A 16943-nucleotide genomic window follows, 5' to 3' on the forward strand; every position below is an offset into this window, starting at 1 on the left:
TTTTACGCCTCGAACATACTCGTTTTCAGATCATCGGACGGGCCGAGCCAGATCACATGCTGCGTGTGATCAGCCAAGTCGTTCCCAGTCTCGGCATGGACAAAGACGGTCAAGTTTCCACGATTAAGCGCGAGCCATGGAACGATCTGCCCGAACTGTTCCGGCTTAAAGGCGACCTGGTAGCTCCACTGAGGATGTGGGCCAACAGGTTTTTCGTGAAAACGGCCCATTTCAATATCGAACTGCTGCTCTATTGCTTCGCGGAGCCTGCGCGCATTCTCCGCGCTCTCCGAGCCAAAATAGATATGGGCGTGGTATCCGAGGATTTCGGATGTGTTTCTGGTCATCAATCGATCCTTTCCGCGAGCCTGTCGCGAGCAAACAGCGCGACGATACAGATCCCGGCGCCATATCGCATCCCGGCATTTACGACTTCAGCCGCTAACACTCTGACGCCCGGCTCAATGGGATCAAGCGGGCAAGGCAACTCAGGGGGTTACAGACCAGATCGCGGCACGAATGAAAGCGATCCGGGTGTCCCAGTGTCCGCGTTCCGCCATCAGACAGTGTCTGCGGTATCTCCATCCCGGCGGACTTCGTCGAGAATCCAGTCGCGGAATACAGAGACCTTGTTCGAACGGAGGGATTCCTCCCGGCAAACGAAATAGTAAGCCAGCGGCGCCGGTGTCTCGACTTCGAACGGCCGGATCAGGCGCCCAGCACGCAAATCCTCGGTCACCAGCTGCGAACGGGCCAATGCAACTCCCTGCCCTTCGATGGCTGCCTGCAGAACCATGTCCATCTGCGTGAAGAAAGCTCCGCGACGCACATCCACACCCTCAATACCGAAATGCTCAAGAAAATGCGCCCAGGTTTCACCGGCAAAACTGTTGACGTCATGCAGCAATGGGTAGTGTTTCAGGTCTTCCGGACGTTTCAGACCCGGTGGCCTGGCTGCTAATTCCGGACTGCAGACAGGATAGATACACTCGGTCATGATCTGCTGAATGTAGACACCCTCTTCCTTCCCCTCACCAAGACGCAGCGCCACATCGACACCGTCAGTGACGAAGTCAGCCCTCCGGTCTTCCGCCGCGATCCGAACATCGATTTCAGGATAGCGCATGCGGAACCGCGACAGTCTCGGGATCAACCATTTAACGGCAAAGGATGGCAGGACGCTCACCGTCAGCGGGCGCCCCTCCTCATGCTCCTTAAGGTCATTGACCGCTGACAACAAGCGGGAAAAAGCCTCTCTCACGGCCGGCGCAAGCCGCGCACCTTCCGGCGTTAACTCAAGCGCCCTCGGACGCCGCAGGAACAGAGAACAGCCTAGCTCCGCCTCCAGAGCCTTGATCTGCTGACTGACGGCAGCCGGCGTCACAAACAGCTCGCCAGCCGCAAGCTTGAAACTCATATGCCGCGCTGCCGCTTCAAAGCAGCGCAGGCCATTCAGGGGAAGACGACTCAACATGATTTAGCTGAACTAATCCATATGGCAGATTAACTCGTTTGATGAACCGTCATTTGTAGCCCAAATTCTCAAACACCGACAGACACGAATGAGCGTGTGTGACGAATTGATTAAGGAGAACTTTCATGTTCAAGAACGAAACCCTGAACGTCGCTCCTGCCGCATGCATGACAGCAGGAACCAATAGCTCGGTCTTCACGCACAAGCGCGGCCGTCATGGAGTTGCGCATGCGATCGTCACAACGCTGCTCACCTGGCAGGACCGGCTGCGTCAGCGCCAGACCCTTCTGGAGCTCGATGATCGTTCGCTCACCGACATGGGCATCAGCCACAGCGATGTCGAGTACGAAGTCAGCAAACCGTTCTGGATTCGCTAAAACCTCGCGGGCGTCGCGGCCTCAACGTCGCGGCACCCCTCTCTGCCTCTGCCTACCGGGCATCAAAGTCCAGAACCACCTTCTCGCTTGCCGGATGAGACTGACACGTCAGAACGAAGCCCCTCTCAACCTCTTCCTTGGCAAGTGTGTAATTCAGATCCATCTCGACGCGGCCTTCTAAGACCTTTGCCCTGCACGTGCAGCACATCCCACCCTTGCAGGCGTAGGGCAAATCCGGTCTTGCCCCAAGGGCTGCGTCGAGAATGGAGACGTCGTCAGCACCGAGCGTAAACTCTGTACGCACCCCATCGAGAATGATGGCGACGTCCGCTCCCGCGCGCACCGTTTCGGATTCATTTACGAGGCGGCTGCGCCGGGCCGCGGCCGCTTTCGCCGCCGCATCGTTTGACGGCGCGAACAATTCAAAGAGAATCTTGTCCTCCTCGACGCCATGCGCCGCCAGAGCAGCCCGCACATCACCGATCATGCCTTCCGGCCCACAGAGGAAAAACCGGTCCACCGCGTGTACGTTAAGGATCGCGCGAAAGAAGCTCTCGCATTTCTCCTTGTCTATCCGGCCATTCAGCAGCGCCGCTTCCTGCGGCTCCCGGCTGAGCACATGCAAAACGCTGAACCGCGACGGATAACGATTCTTCAGATCCAGCAAAGCCTCGCGGAACATGATCTCCCGGACCGACCTGTTGCCGTAGAACAGGGTGAAGCGGCTCTCCGGCTCAGCAGCCAGAACGGACTTTGCGATCGAGAGAACCGGCGTGATTCCGCTTCCGGCTGCAAATGCCACATAAGTGCGTGTCGCGTTCGGGTCAGGCTTAGCCGTGAAGCGCCCTTCCGGCACCATGACATCGAGCGTATCCCCGGGTTTCAGCGCGTCATTCGCGAAGCCGGAAAAGGCGCCACCTTCGACCCGTTTTACCGCCACCCTGATCTCGCCATCATCCAAACCACTGCAAATGGAATAGGACCGGCGCACGTCATGACCGTCAATCTCGTGGCGCAGTGTCAGATACTGCCCCGGCAGATACCGGAATGCGGCGCGTTGCTCTTCCGGCACATCGAGCGCGATGGACACACTGTCGGATGTTTCCGGACGCACGTCGCGCACTTTCAGACTGGTGAAACGCGCCATGGCAGCACTCCCTAGAGACACTTGAAATAATCGAATGGTTCGGCGCAGTCAGCGCACCGGTAGAGCGCCTTGCAGGCGGTCGACCCGAACTGACTGAGAATTTCGGTATGCTCCGAGCCACAGCGCGGGCAGGCAACGACCGGATCAATGCCGAGCAATGACTTCTTGGAGGTGGATTGCTCCGCCGGAGGGGCGATACCGATGGCCTTGAGCTTTTCCCGACCGGCCTCGCTCAGCCAGTCCGTCGTCCAGGCAGGCGCCAGTACCGTCTTTACTTCCGCCTTGTCGAAACCGGCTCCGAGCAAGGCGTCACGTACCATCATCTCGATATAGGCCATGGCCGGACAGCCGGAATAGGTCGGGGTAATCGTCACGACCGCAGCATCGCCGGAGACTTCGACGTCCCGCACCACACCGAGATCAACCACCGACAGAACCGGAATTTCAGGGTCGGATACGGCTTCAAGAGCACGCCAGAGGCGCACTTCCGGACCTTCAGGGATAGGGATAGGTGTAGGTGCGGGTTCGGCCATCGTCACACCTCACCATTTTGCGTCCGGATAGGCGCGCGGCAGGAACTGCATTTCCGCAAGCAGGAATCCGAGATGCTCCGAATGAACGCCCTTCTTGCCGCCCCCAATGGACCAGGATGCTTCCGGAACCGCGAGAGTCGCCTCTCCAAGGACAGCAGTGACCGCGTCACGCCAGTTCTCATGGAAATCGCCCGGATCGATCGCAATCCCGGCCTGCATCATCATCTCGTCGACGGCATCGCCGTCGAACAGCTCGCGCGTGTAACCCCAGAGCTGTTCGAGCGCCGCCTGTGCCCGCGTCCGGCTCTCTTCCGTACCGTCTCCGAGGCGAATCACCCACTGGCCACTATGCCGACGGTGATAGACCGCTTCCTTGATCGCTTTTGCTGCGATGTTCGCAATTTCCTGGTTGGCCGATTTCGTCAGAGCCTGAAGCAACTCGACATGGAAACAATCGAACAGGAACTGGCGGACGATGGTCTGGGCGAAATCGCCATTCGGCTGTTCGACCAGCAGGAAATTCCGCCAATCAAGCACGTCGCGCTTGAAGGCCAGGGCATCGGCATCCCGGCCGGCACCTTCCACCGTTGCCGCCAGATCGAGCCAGAGGGTCGACTGGCCGACGAGATCGAGCGCGATATTGGAAAGAGCAATGTCCTCTTCCAGTACCGGCCCCTTGCCACACCATTCGGACAAACGGTGCCCGAGGATCAGGCAATTGTCCCCCAGACGGAGCAGATATTCGAAAAGCGCTTCGCGTTGTGCAGCGGCCGTCATGTCATGCGCTCCATCAGGTCCTGATCACAGGCATTCCACCTCATCCGGGACTTTATAAAAGGTCGGATGACGGTAGATCTTGGCATCGGCAGGATCGAAAAGGGATTCCTTGTCCGCAGGAGCGGAAGCAATGATATCGGTCGATTGCACCACCCAGATACTCTCGCCTTCGCGCCGCCGCGTATAGACGTCGCGGGCATGCTGCAGCGCCATCTCGGCGTCGCACGCATGCAATGAGCCTACATGCTTGTGGGACAGGCCCTCGCGGGCACGGATGAAAACTTCCCAAAGCGGCCAGTCGTTCCCGGCTGTCATGCTCTCTCTCCTGATCGGCCAGGCGCGAGTGCTCCGGCCCACGTTTCTTGTTCTATTATTCGGCGGCGATACGTGCCGCGCTTTCGCGCTGACGTTTCTTCTCCGCATAGGCCACAGCGGCCTCTCGAACCCAGGCACCGTCTTCATGCGCCTTGATCCGGGCCGCCATGCGTTCCTTGTTACAGGGTCCGTCGCCGGAGACGACGCGTTTCAGTTCGGCCCAGTCGATCTCACCGAAATCGTAATGGCCGCGCTCCTCGTTCCACTTCAGATCCGGGTCGGGAATCTTAAGCCCCAGATATTCGGCCTGCGGCACCGCCATATCCACGAATTGCTGCCGCAGATCGTCATTGGAGACACGCTTGATCTTCCAGGCCACGGATTGGGAAGAATGCGCGGTGTCCCGATCGCTGGGTCCGAACATCATCAGAGACGGCCCCCACCAACGGTCCAGCGCGCTCTGCGCCATGCGCTTCTGCGCCGGTGTTCCAAACGCCATGGACATGACAATTTCATAGCCTTGGCGCTGATGAAAACTCTCCTCCCGACAGATCCGTTCCATCGCCCGTGCATACGGTCCGTACGAGCACCGGCAGAGCGCAATCTGGTTGATGATGGCCGCACCATCCACCAGCCAGCCAATCGTACCAATATCCGCCCAGGAGAGAACCGGGTAGTTGAAAATGTTAGAATATTTTGCCCGGCCGCTATGCAGCGCGTCGATCATCTCAGAGCGCGGTGTGCCGAGAGTTTCGGCCGCGCTGTAAAGATAAAGGCCGTGACCGGCCTCATCCTGTATTTTCGCCAGAAGCTGTACTTTACGGCGCAGGGACGGCGCACGGGTAACCCAGCAGCCTTCCGGAAGCATACCGACAATTTCGGAATGAGCATGCTGGGAAATCTGACGAACCAGAGTTTTTCGATAACCTTCAGGCATCCAGTCGCGCGGCTCGATCTTGATTTCCTGATCGACCCGCGCCTGGAAACGTGCCGCCTCTTCGATATCAGAGACTTGACCCGGACTTTGGCTTTCCACCATTGCGTTTCCTCGCTTAACTCGGACGTTGCCGAATAGCACCAACAATGTGATACATAATCTCCCAGTCGTCCAGGAAAAACTGTATCATAATTTATGACGAGGACAGGACAGCATGACCGATAGCCAGACCAACAGCGGCGCACAGGAGAACGCAGAAGAGACGGCCCGGCGCGTTGCCGACTGGATGTACGCGAATGACCCGGCGACGAAGGCCCTCGGGATGCAGGTGGAGGAAATTGCACCCGGATATGCCCAACTTCGAATGACTGTCCGTGCGGACATGCTGAACGGTCATGGAACCTGTCACGGGGGCATGATATTTACCCTCGCCGACAGCGCCTTTGCTTTCGCCTGCAATTCAGGAAATGCTCTGTCGGTGGCCCAGAGCTGTGACATCAATTTCGTTAATCCCGCACGCGAAGGCGACGATCTGATCGCTACCTGCGAAGAACAATTTCACCGGGGCCGCTCTGGGATCTACGACACCGTTGTGAAAACATCCGATGGCACGCGCGTCGCCTTTTTTCGCGGAAAATCCCGCACTATCGGCGGTGCCCTTGTCGGTGCTGCGCCGCAATAATGACCGTCGCCAACAGCCCCGACATACTTTCGATACTCGCCCGTGATACGCTTTCGAGGCTGAAACCGCGTGCGAGATCCTTGATCGTGACCGTCTACGGGGACGCGATTCTGCCGCATGGCGGCGCCGCCTGGCTCAGTGATCTGATCAAGGTGATGGAAATTTTCAACATCGGCGAACGGGTTGTTCGCACGGCCGTGTTCAGGCTGGCACAGGATGACATCCTGACAGCGCAGCAGATCGGTCGCCGCAGCGTCTATTCCTTGACGGAAAGCGGCCACCAAGACTTCGACGCCGCGCAAAGGCGAATCTATGCCCCTGTCCGGGTACGTGAGGCGACCGGCGCACCCTGGCAGATTGCCCTGCTCACTAGCACTATCGACAGCACGGAGCGGGACAATCTCAGAAAAGCATTGGGCTGGATTGGATACGGTTCACTCGGCCCACAAGTTCTACTGGGCATCGGCGGCACTCTGGACGCAGCAAAAAAGGAGCTCACACATCTTGGGCTTGAAGGCAGGGTTGCCTTGTTCGAAGCCGCTCCAGGCTCCCCAATAGAGACCTTACGCGCCTTATGCCGTGAAACCTGGGATCTGGAAGAGACCGATAGCGCGTACCGGGCATTTATTAATGGCTTCGCGCCGATACTGAACGCGCTGGAAAATGACCGGAAGTCATTGACCCCGGAGACCGCTTTCACGCTGCGGATATTGATGATCCATGTCTACCGGCGCGCCTTGCTCCGTGACCCCGGCCTTCCGGCCGATATCATGCCGGAGACATGGAGCGGACGCCAGGCGACCGAACTTGCCGCGCGGATATACGATATCCTCAAGCAGCCGGCACAGTCGTATCTGGAGAATACAGCCAGCGGAGTGGATGGCTCTCTACCACCTCCGTCAGACGCATATTTCTCGCGGTTTCAGGGAACGATCTCCTGATCACGGTAGAGCGTTCCGAACAGATGCATCCCGCCCAATCTGATTTTACCCACTGCCTCAATCCGGTATTCCCTTTCTGCCTAAAAACCGGAACCAGACACTCGCCATGCCCCCCGACAAGATGATTAAATAAGCCAGTGTCAAAGAGTGGATGCGCAACCGGCTTATATCTGCAATTCATCCAACCGGCTTTGGGATCGAGGTCATGATCGAGATCTACATAGAATGCTGGGCCAGCCCGGACGGAATTCGGTATCCGTGGTCAATCTGGCAGGACGGCCGTCAGGTCGAATCCTCGCATGCATCTGCACTCTACGAGGATCAGGAGCAGGCGGAAGTCGAGGCGCGGCGATATTGCGTCGAAGTGCTGAAAACGGAGCCGGGCAATGTTGTCCGCTTGTGACCCGTGTCATTCATTGACGGCCGGCGGCCATACGGCTTTACTAACGCCAGATCCTCTCCGACTACTTTCTTGTAAAAATCGATTGTATCAAAATGACTGAGACCTCTGCGCAAGGCCGCCTCGCGGTCGATGTCGGCGGCACCTTTACGGATGTCGCTCTCGAATTTGGCCCAAAGCGCTTCACAGCGAAGGTGCTGACGACCCCGTCAATGCCCGAGCGCGGCGTGATGGAGGGGATCGAGAAAGCGCTCGAGGTGGCAAATGCCTCTCCCGCCGATATCGGACTGATTATCCACGGCACCACCCTGGCAACGAATGCCCTGATCGAACGTAAAGGCGCAAAGACGGCGCTGATTACGACGGAGGGCCTTCGGGACTCAGTAGAAATGGCCTTCGAGAACAGGTTCGAGCAATACGATATCAATATTGATCGGCCTGATCCGCTGGTTCCGCGCAATCTGCGCTGGTCCGTACGCGAGCGCCTGAATTTCAAGGGCGAGGTGCTGATCCCACTGGACGAAGCAAGCGTCGAAGCGCTGATCCCGCTGATCGACAGTCATGAAATCGGTTCTGTCGCCATCGGCCTTATTCACTCCTACGCCAACGGCGCACATGAAGAGCGTGTGAGCGAGATCTTGACCAAGGCGCGTCCGGACCTCAGCATCACGCTGTCGAGCGCGGTTTGCCCGGAAATCCGCGAGTACGAACGGCAGTCAACCGCATCGGCGAACGCCTATGTCCAGCCGATCATGTCCCGCTATCTCGGCATCCTGCGCGAAGATCTGAAGAAGCGCGGGTTCGCCTGCCCGGTTCTGCTGATGACCTCCGGCGGCGGTCTGACCACACTGGACACGGCAATGAAATTTCCGATCCGGCTGGTCGAATCCGGTCCTGCCGGCGGCGCCATCCTGGCGAGCGAGATTGCCCGCGAATGCGACCTTGCCAGCGTTGTCTCCTACGATATGGGCGGCACCACCGCGAAGATCTGCCTGCTGGACGACTTCATGCCTCAGACCACGCGCACCTTCGAGGTCGCGCGCGTCTACCGCAACATGAAGGGCAGCGGCTGGCCTGTTCGCATTCCCGCCATCGAGATGGTCGAGATCGGCGCCGGCGGCGGCTCCATCGCGGCAGTCGACAAACTTGGCCGGATTGCGGTCGGTCCGCACAGCGCGGGCGCCGACCCGGGACCGGCCAGCTACGATCAGGGCGGCACAAAGCCGACCGTGACCGACGCGGACGTTGTGCTTGGCAAGATAGACCCGGCGAGCTTCGCCGGAGGCTCGGTCACCCTCAATCCCGAAAAGGCCAAAGCAGCCCTCAAGGCCGAAGTCGGCGACAACATGGACCTTTCCGAAGCGCTTTCCGCCTTCGGTGTGTGTGAGATCGTCGACGAGAACATGGCCAACGCGGCCCGCGTCCATGCCATCGAGTGGGGCAAGGATATCGCGGCCCGGGCCATGATCGCTTTCGGCGGCGCTGCACCTCTGCATGCCGCCAGACTGGCCGAGAAACTCGATATTCCGACCGTCGTGGTGCCGACCGGCGCCGGGGTCGGCTCGGCGATCGGCTTCCTTCGCGCGCCAATCTCCTATGAAGTCGTCCGCTCCAGATATGTGAAGCTTTCGGACTTCGATGCGGGCGAAATCAATACCCTGCTCTCTGGTATGGCCGACGAGGCGCGTGTCATTGTTTCCAGCGGTGCTGGCGGTGCTGCGCTTCAGGAGACCCGGACAGCCTTCATGCGCTATGTCGGACAGGGCCATGAAATTGCCGTCCCCCTGCCCGACGGGGCCCTGACAGCAGATCATGCGGAAACAATCCGGGCCGCGTTCGAGAGCGAGTACAAGCGGCTCTATGGCCGGATCATTCCCGGACCGGAGCCGGAAATCCTGAGCTGGACACTGACCATGACCGCACCGCGCCCGCAGGTTCCGGCTGAACTGACCGCACCCAGCGGCGGTGCGGCGGAAGCAACCGGCAATCGCGAGCTGTTCGATCCTGCCACCGGAACTTATGTCGAGGCCAAGACCTTCTGGCGCGACAGTCTGCCAGTTGGCGCATCTGTTCCGGGGCCTGCGATCATCTCCGAATCCCAGACAACGACCATCGTGACCTCCGCGTTTGACGCGAGCGTCAACGAACTCGGGTACCTCATCCTTACCCGCAAGCAAGCGGCCTGAGGGAGCACAGACATGAGCCAGAATTCAGCCCTCGACCAGATCCGCATGCAGATCCAGTGGAACCGGCTGCTCTCCGTCGTGGAAGAGCAGGCCCAGACCCTGATCCGGACAGCTTTCAGCACTTCGGCCCGCGAGGCCGGCGACATTTCCGCAGGTGTCTATGACTGCAATGGCCGCATGCTGGCCCAGGCGGTCACCGGCACACCGGGGCACGTCAATGCCATGGCCGCCTCGGTCGGTTTCTTCATGGAAAAGTTCCCGCTTTCGACCATGAAGCCCGGCGATGTCTTCGTCACCAACGATCCCTGGCGCGGCACCGGTCACCTGAACGACTTCACCGTGGTCACCCCGACATTCCTCGGTAACGAGATCGTCGCCCTCTTTGCCTGCACCACCCACGTGGTCGATGTCGGCGGCAAGGGTTTTGGCCCCGATGGCCGGCAGATCTACGAGGAAGGCATCAACATTCCGATCATACGGCTCGCCGAGAACGGCGAGTTCGTGGAACCGGTGCTAGCCATCATCCGAAACAATGTCCGAAATCCGATCGAAGTCGAAGGCGATCTCTACTCACTCGCCGCCTGCAACGATGTCGGCGGCACGCGCCTGATCGACATGATGCGCGAGTTCGGCATGGAGACACTCGACACGCTCGCCGACTATGTCATCGAGAGTGCCCGGGTAGGCATGGCGGCGGAAATCCGCGAATTGCCGAATGGCACCTACCACAACTCCATGCGGATCGACGGCTATGAAAGCCCGATCGATCTTGTTGCCGCGCTTACGATCCGTGACGAGGAAATCGAGGTCGATTTCACCGGCACCTCGGGCATATCGAGCTTTGGGATAAACGTGCCGCTGACCTACACGCAGGCCTATGCCAGCTTCGGCATCCGCTGCGTCGTTGGCGGGGCGGTCCCGAACAATGCGGGCTCCCTTGCCCCGGTCATCATCACTGCGCCGGAAGGCAGCATCCTGAATGCGCCACACCCCTGTGCCGTAACAGCCCGCCACGTGATCGGCCAGATGCTGCCGGACGTCGTGCTTGGCTGTCTCAATCAGGTGATTCCGGACCGGGTACCGGCTGAGGGCACATCGTGTCTCTGGAACCCCGTCCTGCTTGGCGGGCACGGCCTGACTTATTCGGACTATGGCGATGCGACACCGTTCGCCATCAACACCTTCCATGCCGGCGGGACGGGCGCCCGCCCGGACAAGGACGGCCTCAACGCTACCGCCTTCCCATCCGGTGTGCGCAACACCCCGATCGAGGTGAATGAGACCATCGCCCCCCTGATCATCTGGCGGAAGGAATATCGGGCCGACAGCGGCGGCGCTGGAAAATATCGAGGCGGCGTCGGTCAGGTGATGGAGATTTCCCATTCCCAGCACGCCCCCTTCGCCATCAACTGCATGTTCGACCGGGTGACCTACCCCCCGCGCGGCCGAAATGGCGGCGGTGATGGCACGGCCGGTATCATTGAACGGGCAAATGACGGCAGCCACTTGAACTCGAAAGGCCGACAGAGCGTCAACGGAGACGACAAGCTGGTGATTTCGATGCCGGGAGGCGGCGGTCTCGGAAGTCCGCACGAACGCGAACCGTCAGAGGTTGCACGCGACGTCCTGCTCGGCTTTGTTTCGCCCGAAGCAGCAGAGACGGTATATGGTGTCGCCGTCGATGGAAAAGGCTTGGTGGACGAAGCTCGAACGAAGGATCTTCGCGCCACCAGCTAAAGCGGAGCCAGGGAAGAAAAACATGGGATCAGGAAGTGCGCAGGAGATCCGTCTCGATGGGCTCGCAAAGAGTTTCAACGATATCGAGGTGCTTCGGTCTGTCTCCCTGAATATCCCCGCCGGACAGTCGACGGTCCTGATCGGACCGTCGGCGAGTGGTAAATCCGTCTTGCTGAAATGTCTGGTCGGCCTGATGCAGGTCGATAACGGCCACATGCGCTATGGCGATCTCGAACTCAGCGGCCTGAGTACCGATGAGTGGAGCGATTTCCAGGGCCGGGTCGGCATGCTCTTTCAGCAGAATGCCCTCTTCGACAGCATGACGATCTGGGAAAACATCGCCTTTCGTCTGATCAGTCACGAGGGAGTCGCACGCGCCGAGGCCCGTGACCGAGCGATAAATCGTATGGCTTCCGTCGGACTTGGCGAGGAAATGGCGGATCTCTATCCGGTTGAATTGTCGGGCGGTATGCAAAAGCGGGTCGGCGTGGCACGGGCCATGATCGGCAACCCGGAGCTGCTGATCCTCGACGACCCGACGGCTGGGCTCGATCCGATCCTGACCAATACGATCCTCTCTCTGATCGAGCGTGAAACATCTGGAAAAGGCACGACCGTGCTTGTCGTGACCGGCGACATGAAGGCAGCGCGCAGCCGCTTCGATAATGTCGCCATGCTGTTCGACGGAGAGATCAAATGGTCCGGAAAGCGCAATAATGTTACGACGGCAGACAATCCCTATCTCGACCAGATGATTAATAGCCGGGCCAGTGGCCCGATCAAGATGCGCCTCGCCGCCCGGGGGTGACCCCTCTTCGATTCAATTGATCTGGATCAATGCCGGTCCGAATTCCGGTATGCATGCTTCATCTGTTTTCATGCCACCGACCCATGAAACAAGGAAGCGAACCGGCGATGGATGGAGCACCTACCATACTGATGGAACGAGCTGAAACCGGACCCTGTTGTGGGTGCGAAGAGTTGACTTGCCCAATCCGTCAAGTGGTCGGCGCAGCCGGGCTCTCCGGATCTCCTAATGCTGTTAGCCGTGTTTCAGCTCGTGCGGGCGAAAAGCTGGATGTTGCAGACTTTGCGCCGGACACCGTTTTTCGTGTCGTCAACGGTATGCTTATGCAGGAACATGTTTCCAATGATGGTCGCCGTCATATCGCAGCTTTTAAAACCAATGGCGATCTGTCGTGGCCACTGCCGCAACAGGAGCCAGGCGATATCCGGGAGTATTACGAAGCCGTCCAACCGACCGAACTCTGCATTATTTCCGTCGATCCGATCACAGAAAGTACACCCGATGCGGCTGGGTTGGTGAAGGCTCTCTATGGTGCCGCCCGCGATGAGGTAAGCCGGACCCAATCCCGGATGTTCTTGCTCGCGCGCTCTTCCGCAGCCGAACGCCTCGCCGGCTTTCTGCTGGATCTTGCCGATCGAACCGGCCGGGCCACCAAACGTGGAGTAGAGCTGAAGCTCAGCATGCGGCGGGAACGCATCGCCGACCATCTGGGCATGCAACCGGAAACCATCAGCCGGATCATGTCCAGCTTCAAGAAAGCCGCGATCATCCGACTTCCGCGACCGTCATTGGTCATCATCCCCGACCTGAAAGCACTTTCGAATGTCGCAGTAGGGGCGATCTGAACGCCTTTAATTCGGTTGCGCCATTTCCGAAAGGATGCTGGCGTCAGAGATATCGTCCAGCGACAGGATACTGTCAGCAAGCTCATCACTCCGGCGGATACCTAGAACCGGCTCACTCACGGTTCTGAACTTGGCCAGCAGGCGCCGACGCTGTTCCGGCTGATCTGACGCCGGGACTCCGACATTCTGTGTTTCCTCGACCGACGCTCCATTTTTCAGGTCGAGTTTAACCCGGCCGAAGCTCCAGATATCGCTCTCGATCCCAACAACCATCGAACGCTCGCCAAACTTGAGCAGCATCTCATCCTGGGCATTTTCATCCGAATATGTGTCAAGATCTCCTGTATCCATACCGCTCAGAGCCAATCCGACCGTATGTTTCAGGCTGAACTTGATCTCCAGGCCGGTTTCCGGGCGTTCGATATTGCACACGGTCAAAGCCCCCTTGTTCACCTCGATGGTCGCGCGCTCCACCGCGTCAGGCGCAATAGAATGTAGTTCCCGAAGTCGGCGCGCTGCCTCGATCGGCGAATGGGTCAGATAACAGGCCGCGTGATACTTGAAGAGATTCTCCTCGACCGCAAAAGCCCGATTACCACCCGACGTCATTTCGACCGGAAAAAACCCGTCAGACTGGGTGTCCGCAAGGCCTTGCGCGCACTCGATCGCATCAGTCCGCGAAGTCATGCCTTTTTCTGCGAGTCTGGCTGCCATCAAGCCGTTCATCGCCGCCTTGCCGACCTGGAATGGCTTGGACATGGTACCGAACATCGACTTCAGACCAGCAGCCTGCGCGACGGCAAGACCAAGTGCGTGGGCTGTCTGCACGGCGTTGAGCCCGAGCAAGCGAGCCGACGCTGCGGCAGCGCCAACAGTCCCGACCGTGGCAGTCATGTGCCAGCCGAGGTCATAGTGGCCCTGGCCGATCATTTCCGCTGTCAGAACTTCCGCTTCGTAGCCGACGATAAAAGCTTCGAGGAAGGCACGCCCGGACACCGGCTGCATGTCGGAAATCGCGAGCAATGCCGGAACCAACGGAACGGTCGGATGCCCCAGCATCCGGGAATTCACGTCGTCATAATCGAGCGCATGGGACGCCGCACCGTTTACCAACGCGGCATTGAGAGGGCTCAGTGCATTCTCCCGACCGATCAGACGCGCCGGGCCGCTGCCCTCTTCTCCCATCGTTTCAGAGACGATATGGCTCAGCGGCTCACGGCTTCCAGCGACGGTGACCCCGAACCAGTCAAGCACCGCATCGGTCGCCCAGGCGCGCGGCACGGCTCCAATATCTTCGACGCCGGTTGAGACGATCCAGTCCGCCAGCGCACGTGTTGCCGCTGACGGCCCTGCCTGCTCCGCATCATTGAGGCTCGCTCTACCCACAATTTCCTCCTTCGCTCGCCCGAGCCATTGAGTCATAGGCCGGATTGAGTCACGTCCCGAATTGAGTCATGTCATGGTCGAGCGCCCAGCACTGCGCCAGCATCGGCGCTCAACGGGAATGCGGGACCGGATCACCATGAGCCATCGAACCACGAAAGAAACAGAGGACCAAAGTGCGGCTTTGGAATTTCTGGCCCGCGCGGAAAACTATGATCCCCGCCCGGTTGATGAGCCGGTCCACATAGTCACACACGGCTCGCATGTCTTCCTGGCAGGAGATAGGGCCTACAAACTCAAGCGTGCAGTCTCTTTCCCGTATATGGATTTCGGCACGCTGGAGCGCCGGAAAAAATGCACAGAAGCAGAGCTGGTGCTTAACTGCCGCGCCGCGCCCGAGCTCTATATCGGCATTCGCCACCTGACCCGCGCCGCAGACGGGGCACTTGCTTTCGATGGGCCGGGAGAGACCATTGAATATGTTCTGGAAATGCAACGCTTCGGTCAGGACGCCCTGCTCGACAGAATGGCGGAAGACGGCAAACTCACGCCGGATTTGATCGAGCAAACGGCCGAGCGCATTCGCGCCTTTCACGATGCCGCCGAGCCACTTTCGGCCAAAGATGCGCCCGGAGCCGGCGCCGAGGGAATGCGCTGGGTGATCGAGGAAAACCTCGAGGAGTTTGCATCCCAGCCGGAGCATTTCGCTCCAAACGAAACGGCCGCCTATAAAGCCCGCGCCCGCGAAGCGCTTTCACAGCTCTCCCGGCTGCTCGATGACCGGGTCGAAAGCGGTCATGCCAAACATTGTCACGGCGATTTGCATCTCCGGAACATCTGCCTGATCGACGGAAACCCGATCCTTTTTGACGGCCTCGAATTCAATCCGCGCTTTGCCTGCATTGATACGCTCTACGACCTGGCGTACTTCCTCAGCGATTTGACCAGCCGGGGCCTTCCCGACCTCGCCAGCATAGCCTTCAACCGATACTTCATTGATGGCGGTTATGATGGGCTCCCGTGCCTACCCCTGTTTCTGTCGACCCGCTCCGCCGTGCGCGCGAAAATCATGGTGAGTGGCGCCGAAGCTCAAGAAGACGCGTCGATCAGAGAGGCAATGCTGGAGCAATCGCGCCAATCCTTTGATGCAGCACAACGTCAGATCAAACCGGCAAAACCAGTCCTGATCGGGGTTGGAGGGTTTTCGGGTTCCGGCAAATCGACTCTGGCGAAAGCTCTCGCGCAACATCTATCCCCAGCCCGGGGCGCCATCCATCTGCGCAGCGACGTGATCCGGAAGCGACAGCATGGCTACGCCCTAACAGAGCATCTTCCGGCTTCCGCCTACAGCTCCGACGTCAGCGCAAAGGTCTATCGCACGATGCTGACCAGAGCCGGCGAAGCATTGCAGGCTGGCTATCCCGTGATCATGGATGCAGTGAACGATCGCCCAGAAGACCGCCACGCCATAGCGGCCCTGGCAAAATCTCTTTCCGTTCCGTTCAAGGGTTTCTGGCTCGAGGTCCCCGAAGAGGTCATGGCACGCAGGATTGTCGCGCGGTTCAATGACGCATCGGATGCCACCGAAACAGTGATGCTGACACAGGCCCAGCATGGACACGGGGCACTCGGCGACTGGGAGAAGATCAAGGCCGGGGGGACCACCGCAGCGACGCTCGCCATTGTAAAATCCCGGCTCGGGTTGCCTTGACATAGGTCAACGCCGACCTGGTCCACCTTCCATAGGCTACAGGCATCAAAGACCTAAGCAAGGGAGGTCTCTATGCCTAAGATACTGGAAATACTACAAAAGGATCATCGGCATCACGACATTCTCTTGTCGATCCTCGAGAATCAGGTGAAGGACGCACATCTTACAGGTGAGCCCGACTACGAGACCGTGTCCGCGATCGTTGACTATTTCCTGACCTACCCGGCCGAGTTCCATCACGCTCGCGAAGACAGGATTTACGAAAAAATTGTCGCCCGCGATGCCTCTGCCGCAGAAGAGATCGGCCAGCTCGAAGAAGAGCATGAAGCCTGTGAGGCTTTCATAAAGGCTTTCTCAGCCGCCCTGTCGAATGTCCTCGGCGCAGGCATCATCACCCGCAGCCAGTTCGCCAATGCGGCGCTCGAATTTATCGAATCCCAGCGCCGACACATCCGGATGGAGGAGAGCATCTTCTTTCCGACGGCCTTGCGTGTTCTGACCGCTGAAGACTGGACCTCACTGGACATTGAGCTTTCAGACACCGCGGACCCGATCTTCGGCAGTCAGAAGGAAGGCCAGTTCGAGGCCTTGCGGCAGGAAATCATGGACTGGCAGAGCGCACGGGAGCCAGCCAACGACCATGCTCCCGGCGATCACAAGCTGCGCCTCTAGAAAAAACCCAGCCATCAG

18 protein-coding genes are annotated in these 16943 nt (G+C 59.1%); 10 read left to right on the forward strand and 8 right to left on the reverse strand.

Annotated features, from left to right (window positions below):
- Positions 1-2 precede the first annotated feature (2 nt).
- Both ABJ076_RS17590 and gcvA read right to left on the reverse strand, forming a co-directional pair.
- Positions 3-347, reverse strand: a complete 345-nt coding sequence (locus tag ABJ076_RS17590) for a DOPA 4,5-dioxygenase family protein (protein ID WP_348185804.1) — start codon at positions 345-347, stop codon at positions 3-5.
- A 212-nt stretch (positions 348-559) separates the two neighbouring features.
- Positions 560-1474, reverse strand: a complete 915-nt coding sequence (gene gcvA, locus ABJ076_RS17595; protein WP_348185807.1) for a transcriptional regulator GcvA — start codon at positions 1472-1474, stop codon at positions 560-562.
- Between the two features lie 125 nt (positions 1475-1599).
- Between gcvA and ABJ076_RS17600 the strand changes: the two genes are divergently transcribed.
- Positions 1600-1851: a DUF1127 domain-containing protein gene (locus tag ABJ076_RS17600; protein WP_348185809.1), complete on the forward strand. Its 252-nt coding sequence runs from the start codon at positions 1600-1602 to the stop codon at positions 1849-1851.
- 52 nt (positions 1852-1903) lie between these two features.
- Here ABJ076_RS17600 and paaE read toward each other — a convergent pair whose 3' ends face one another.
- The 5 genes from paaE to paaA are packed head-to-tail and all read right to left on the reverse strand — an operon-like array spanning position 1904 to position 5662.
- The gene (gene paaE / locus ABJ076_RS17605; protein ID WP_348185811.1) at positions 1904-2998 is read right to left on the reverse strand and encodes a 1,2-phenylacetyl-CoA epoxidase subunit PaaE; all 1095 of its coding nucleotides are present in this window, start codon (positions 2996-2998) and stop codon (positions 1904-1906) included.
- An 11-nt stretch (positions 2999-3009) separates the two neighbouring features.
- On the reverse strand, positions 3010-3531 hold the full coding sequence (gene paaD / locus ABJ076_RS17610) for a 1,2-phenylacetyl-CoA epoxidase subunit PaaD (RefSeq protein WP_348185813.1): 522 nt from the start codon (positions 3529-3531) through the stop codon (positions 3010-3012).
- Between the two features lie 9 nt (positions 3532-3540).
- Positions 3541-4308, reverse strand: coding sequence for a 1,2-phenylacetyl-CoA epoxidase subunit PaaC (paaC, locus tag ABJ076_RS17615; RefSeq protein WP_348185815.1), 768 nt, complete (start codon positions 4306-4308; stop codon positions 3541-3543).
- A 24-nt stretch (positions 4309-4332) separates the two neighbouring features.
- Positions 4333-4623: a 1,2-phenylacetyl-CoA epoxidase subunit PaaB gene (gene paaB / locus ABJ076_RS17620; RefSeq protein WP_348185817.1), complete on the reverse strand. Its 291-nt coding sequence runs from the start codon at positions 4621-4623 to the stop codon at positions 4333-4335.
- A 55-nt stretch (positions 4624-4678) separates the two neighbouring features.
- Positions 4679-5662 carry a 1,2-phenylacetyl-CoA epoxidase subunit PaaA gene (gene paaA / locus ABJ076_RS17625; protein WP_348185819.1) on the reverse strand — a complete coding sequence of 328 codons (984 nt, stop codon included), beginning with the start codon at positions 5660-5662 and terminating at the stop codon, positions 4679-4681.
- Between the two features lie 112 nt (positions 5663-5774).
- On the opposite strand from paaA, the gene paaI reads away from it, so the two are divergent.
- The 7 genes from paaI to ABJ076_RS17660 all read left to right on the forward strand — a co-directional run bounded on the left by paaI (position 5775) and on the right by ABJ076_RS17660 (position 13159).
- Complete coding sequence (gene paaI / locus ABJ076_RS17630) at positions 5775-6242, forward strand: hydroxyphenylacetyl-CoA thioesterase PaaI (protein WP_348185822.1); 468 nt, start codon at positions 5775-5777, stop codon at positions 6240-6242.
- Positions 6242-7183: a PaaX family transcriptional regulator C-terminal domain-containing protein gene (locus ABJ076_RS17635; RefSeq protein WP_348185824.1), complete on the forward strand. Its 942-nt coding sequence runs from the start codon at positions 6242-6244 to the stop codon at positions 7181-7183. Before paaI ends, ABJ076_RS17635 begins: the two co-directional genes overlap by 1 nt.
- A 205-nt stretch (positions 7184-7388) precedes the next feature.
- Complete coding sequence (locus ABJ076_RS17640) at positions 7389-7586, forward strand: hypothetical protein (protein WP_348185827.1); 198 nt, start codon at positions 7389-7391, stop codon at positions 7584-7586.
- Between the two features lie 92 nt (positions 7587-7678).
- The gene (locus ABJ076_RS17645) at positions 7679-9769 is read left to right on the forward strand and encodes a hydantoinase/oxoprolinase family protein (RefSeq protein ID WP_348185829.1); all 2091 of its coding nucleotides are present in this window, start codon (positions 7679-7681) and stop codon (positions 9767-9769) included.
- A 12-nt stretch (positions 9770-9781) separates the two neighbouring features.
- Positions 9782-11506, forward strand: a complete 1725-nt coding sequence (locus ABJ076_RS17650) for a hydantoinase B/oxoprolinase family protein (RefSeq protein WP_348185832.1) — start codon at positions 9782-9784, stop codon at positions 11504-11506.
- A 22-nt stretch (positions 11507-11528) separates the two neighbouring features.
- Complete coding sequence (locus tag ABJ076_RS17655; RefSeq protein ID WP_348185835.1) at positions 11529-12314, forward strand: ATP-binding cassette domain-containing protein; 786 nt, start codon at positions 11529-11531, stop codon at positions 12312-12314.
- A gap of 107 nt (positions 12315-12421) precedes the next feature.
- Positions 12422-13159, forward strand: a complete 738-nt coding sequence (locus ABJ076_RS17660) for a Crp/Fnr family transcriptional regulator (protein ID WP_348185838.1) — start codon at positions 12422-12424, stop codon at positions 13157-13159.
- Positions 13160-13165: 6 nt separating this feature from the next.
- Here the strand turns inward: ABJ076_RS17660 and ABJ076_RS17665 are convergent, their stop codons facing one another.
- The gene (locus tag ABJ076_RS17665; protein ID WP_348185840.1) at positions 13166-14545 is read right to left on the reverse strand and encodes an MmgE/PrpD family protein; all 1380 of its coding nucleotides are present in this window, start codon (positions 14543-14545) and stop codon (positions 13166-13168) included.
- 73 nt (positions 14546-14618) lie between these two features.
- Between ABJ076_RS17665 and ABJ076_RS17670 the strand changes: the two genes are divergently transcribed.
- Complete coding sequence (locus ABJ076_RS17670) at positions 14619-16253, forward strand: AAA family ATPase (RefSeq protein WP_348198719.1); 1635 nt, start codon at positions 14619-14621, stop codon at positions 16251-16253.
- 72 nt (positions 16254-16325) lie between these two features.
- Complete coding sequence (locus ABJ076_RS17675; RefSeq protein ID WP_348185845.1) at positions 16326-16925, forward strand: hemerythrin domain-containing protein; 600 nt, start codon at positions 16326-16328, stop codon at positions 16923-16925.
- Positions 16926-16943 lie beyond the last annotated feature (18 nt).

The sequence above is a fragment of the Nisaea sp. genome (assembly GCF_039990255.1).
GTDB lineage: Bacteria > Pseudomonadota > Alphaproteobacteria > Thalassobaculales > Thalassobaculaceae > Nisaea.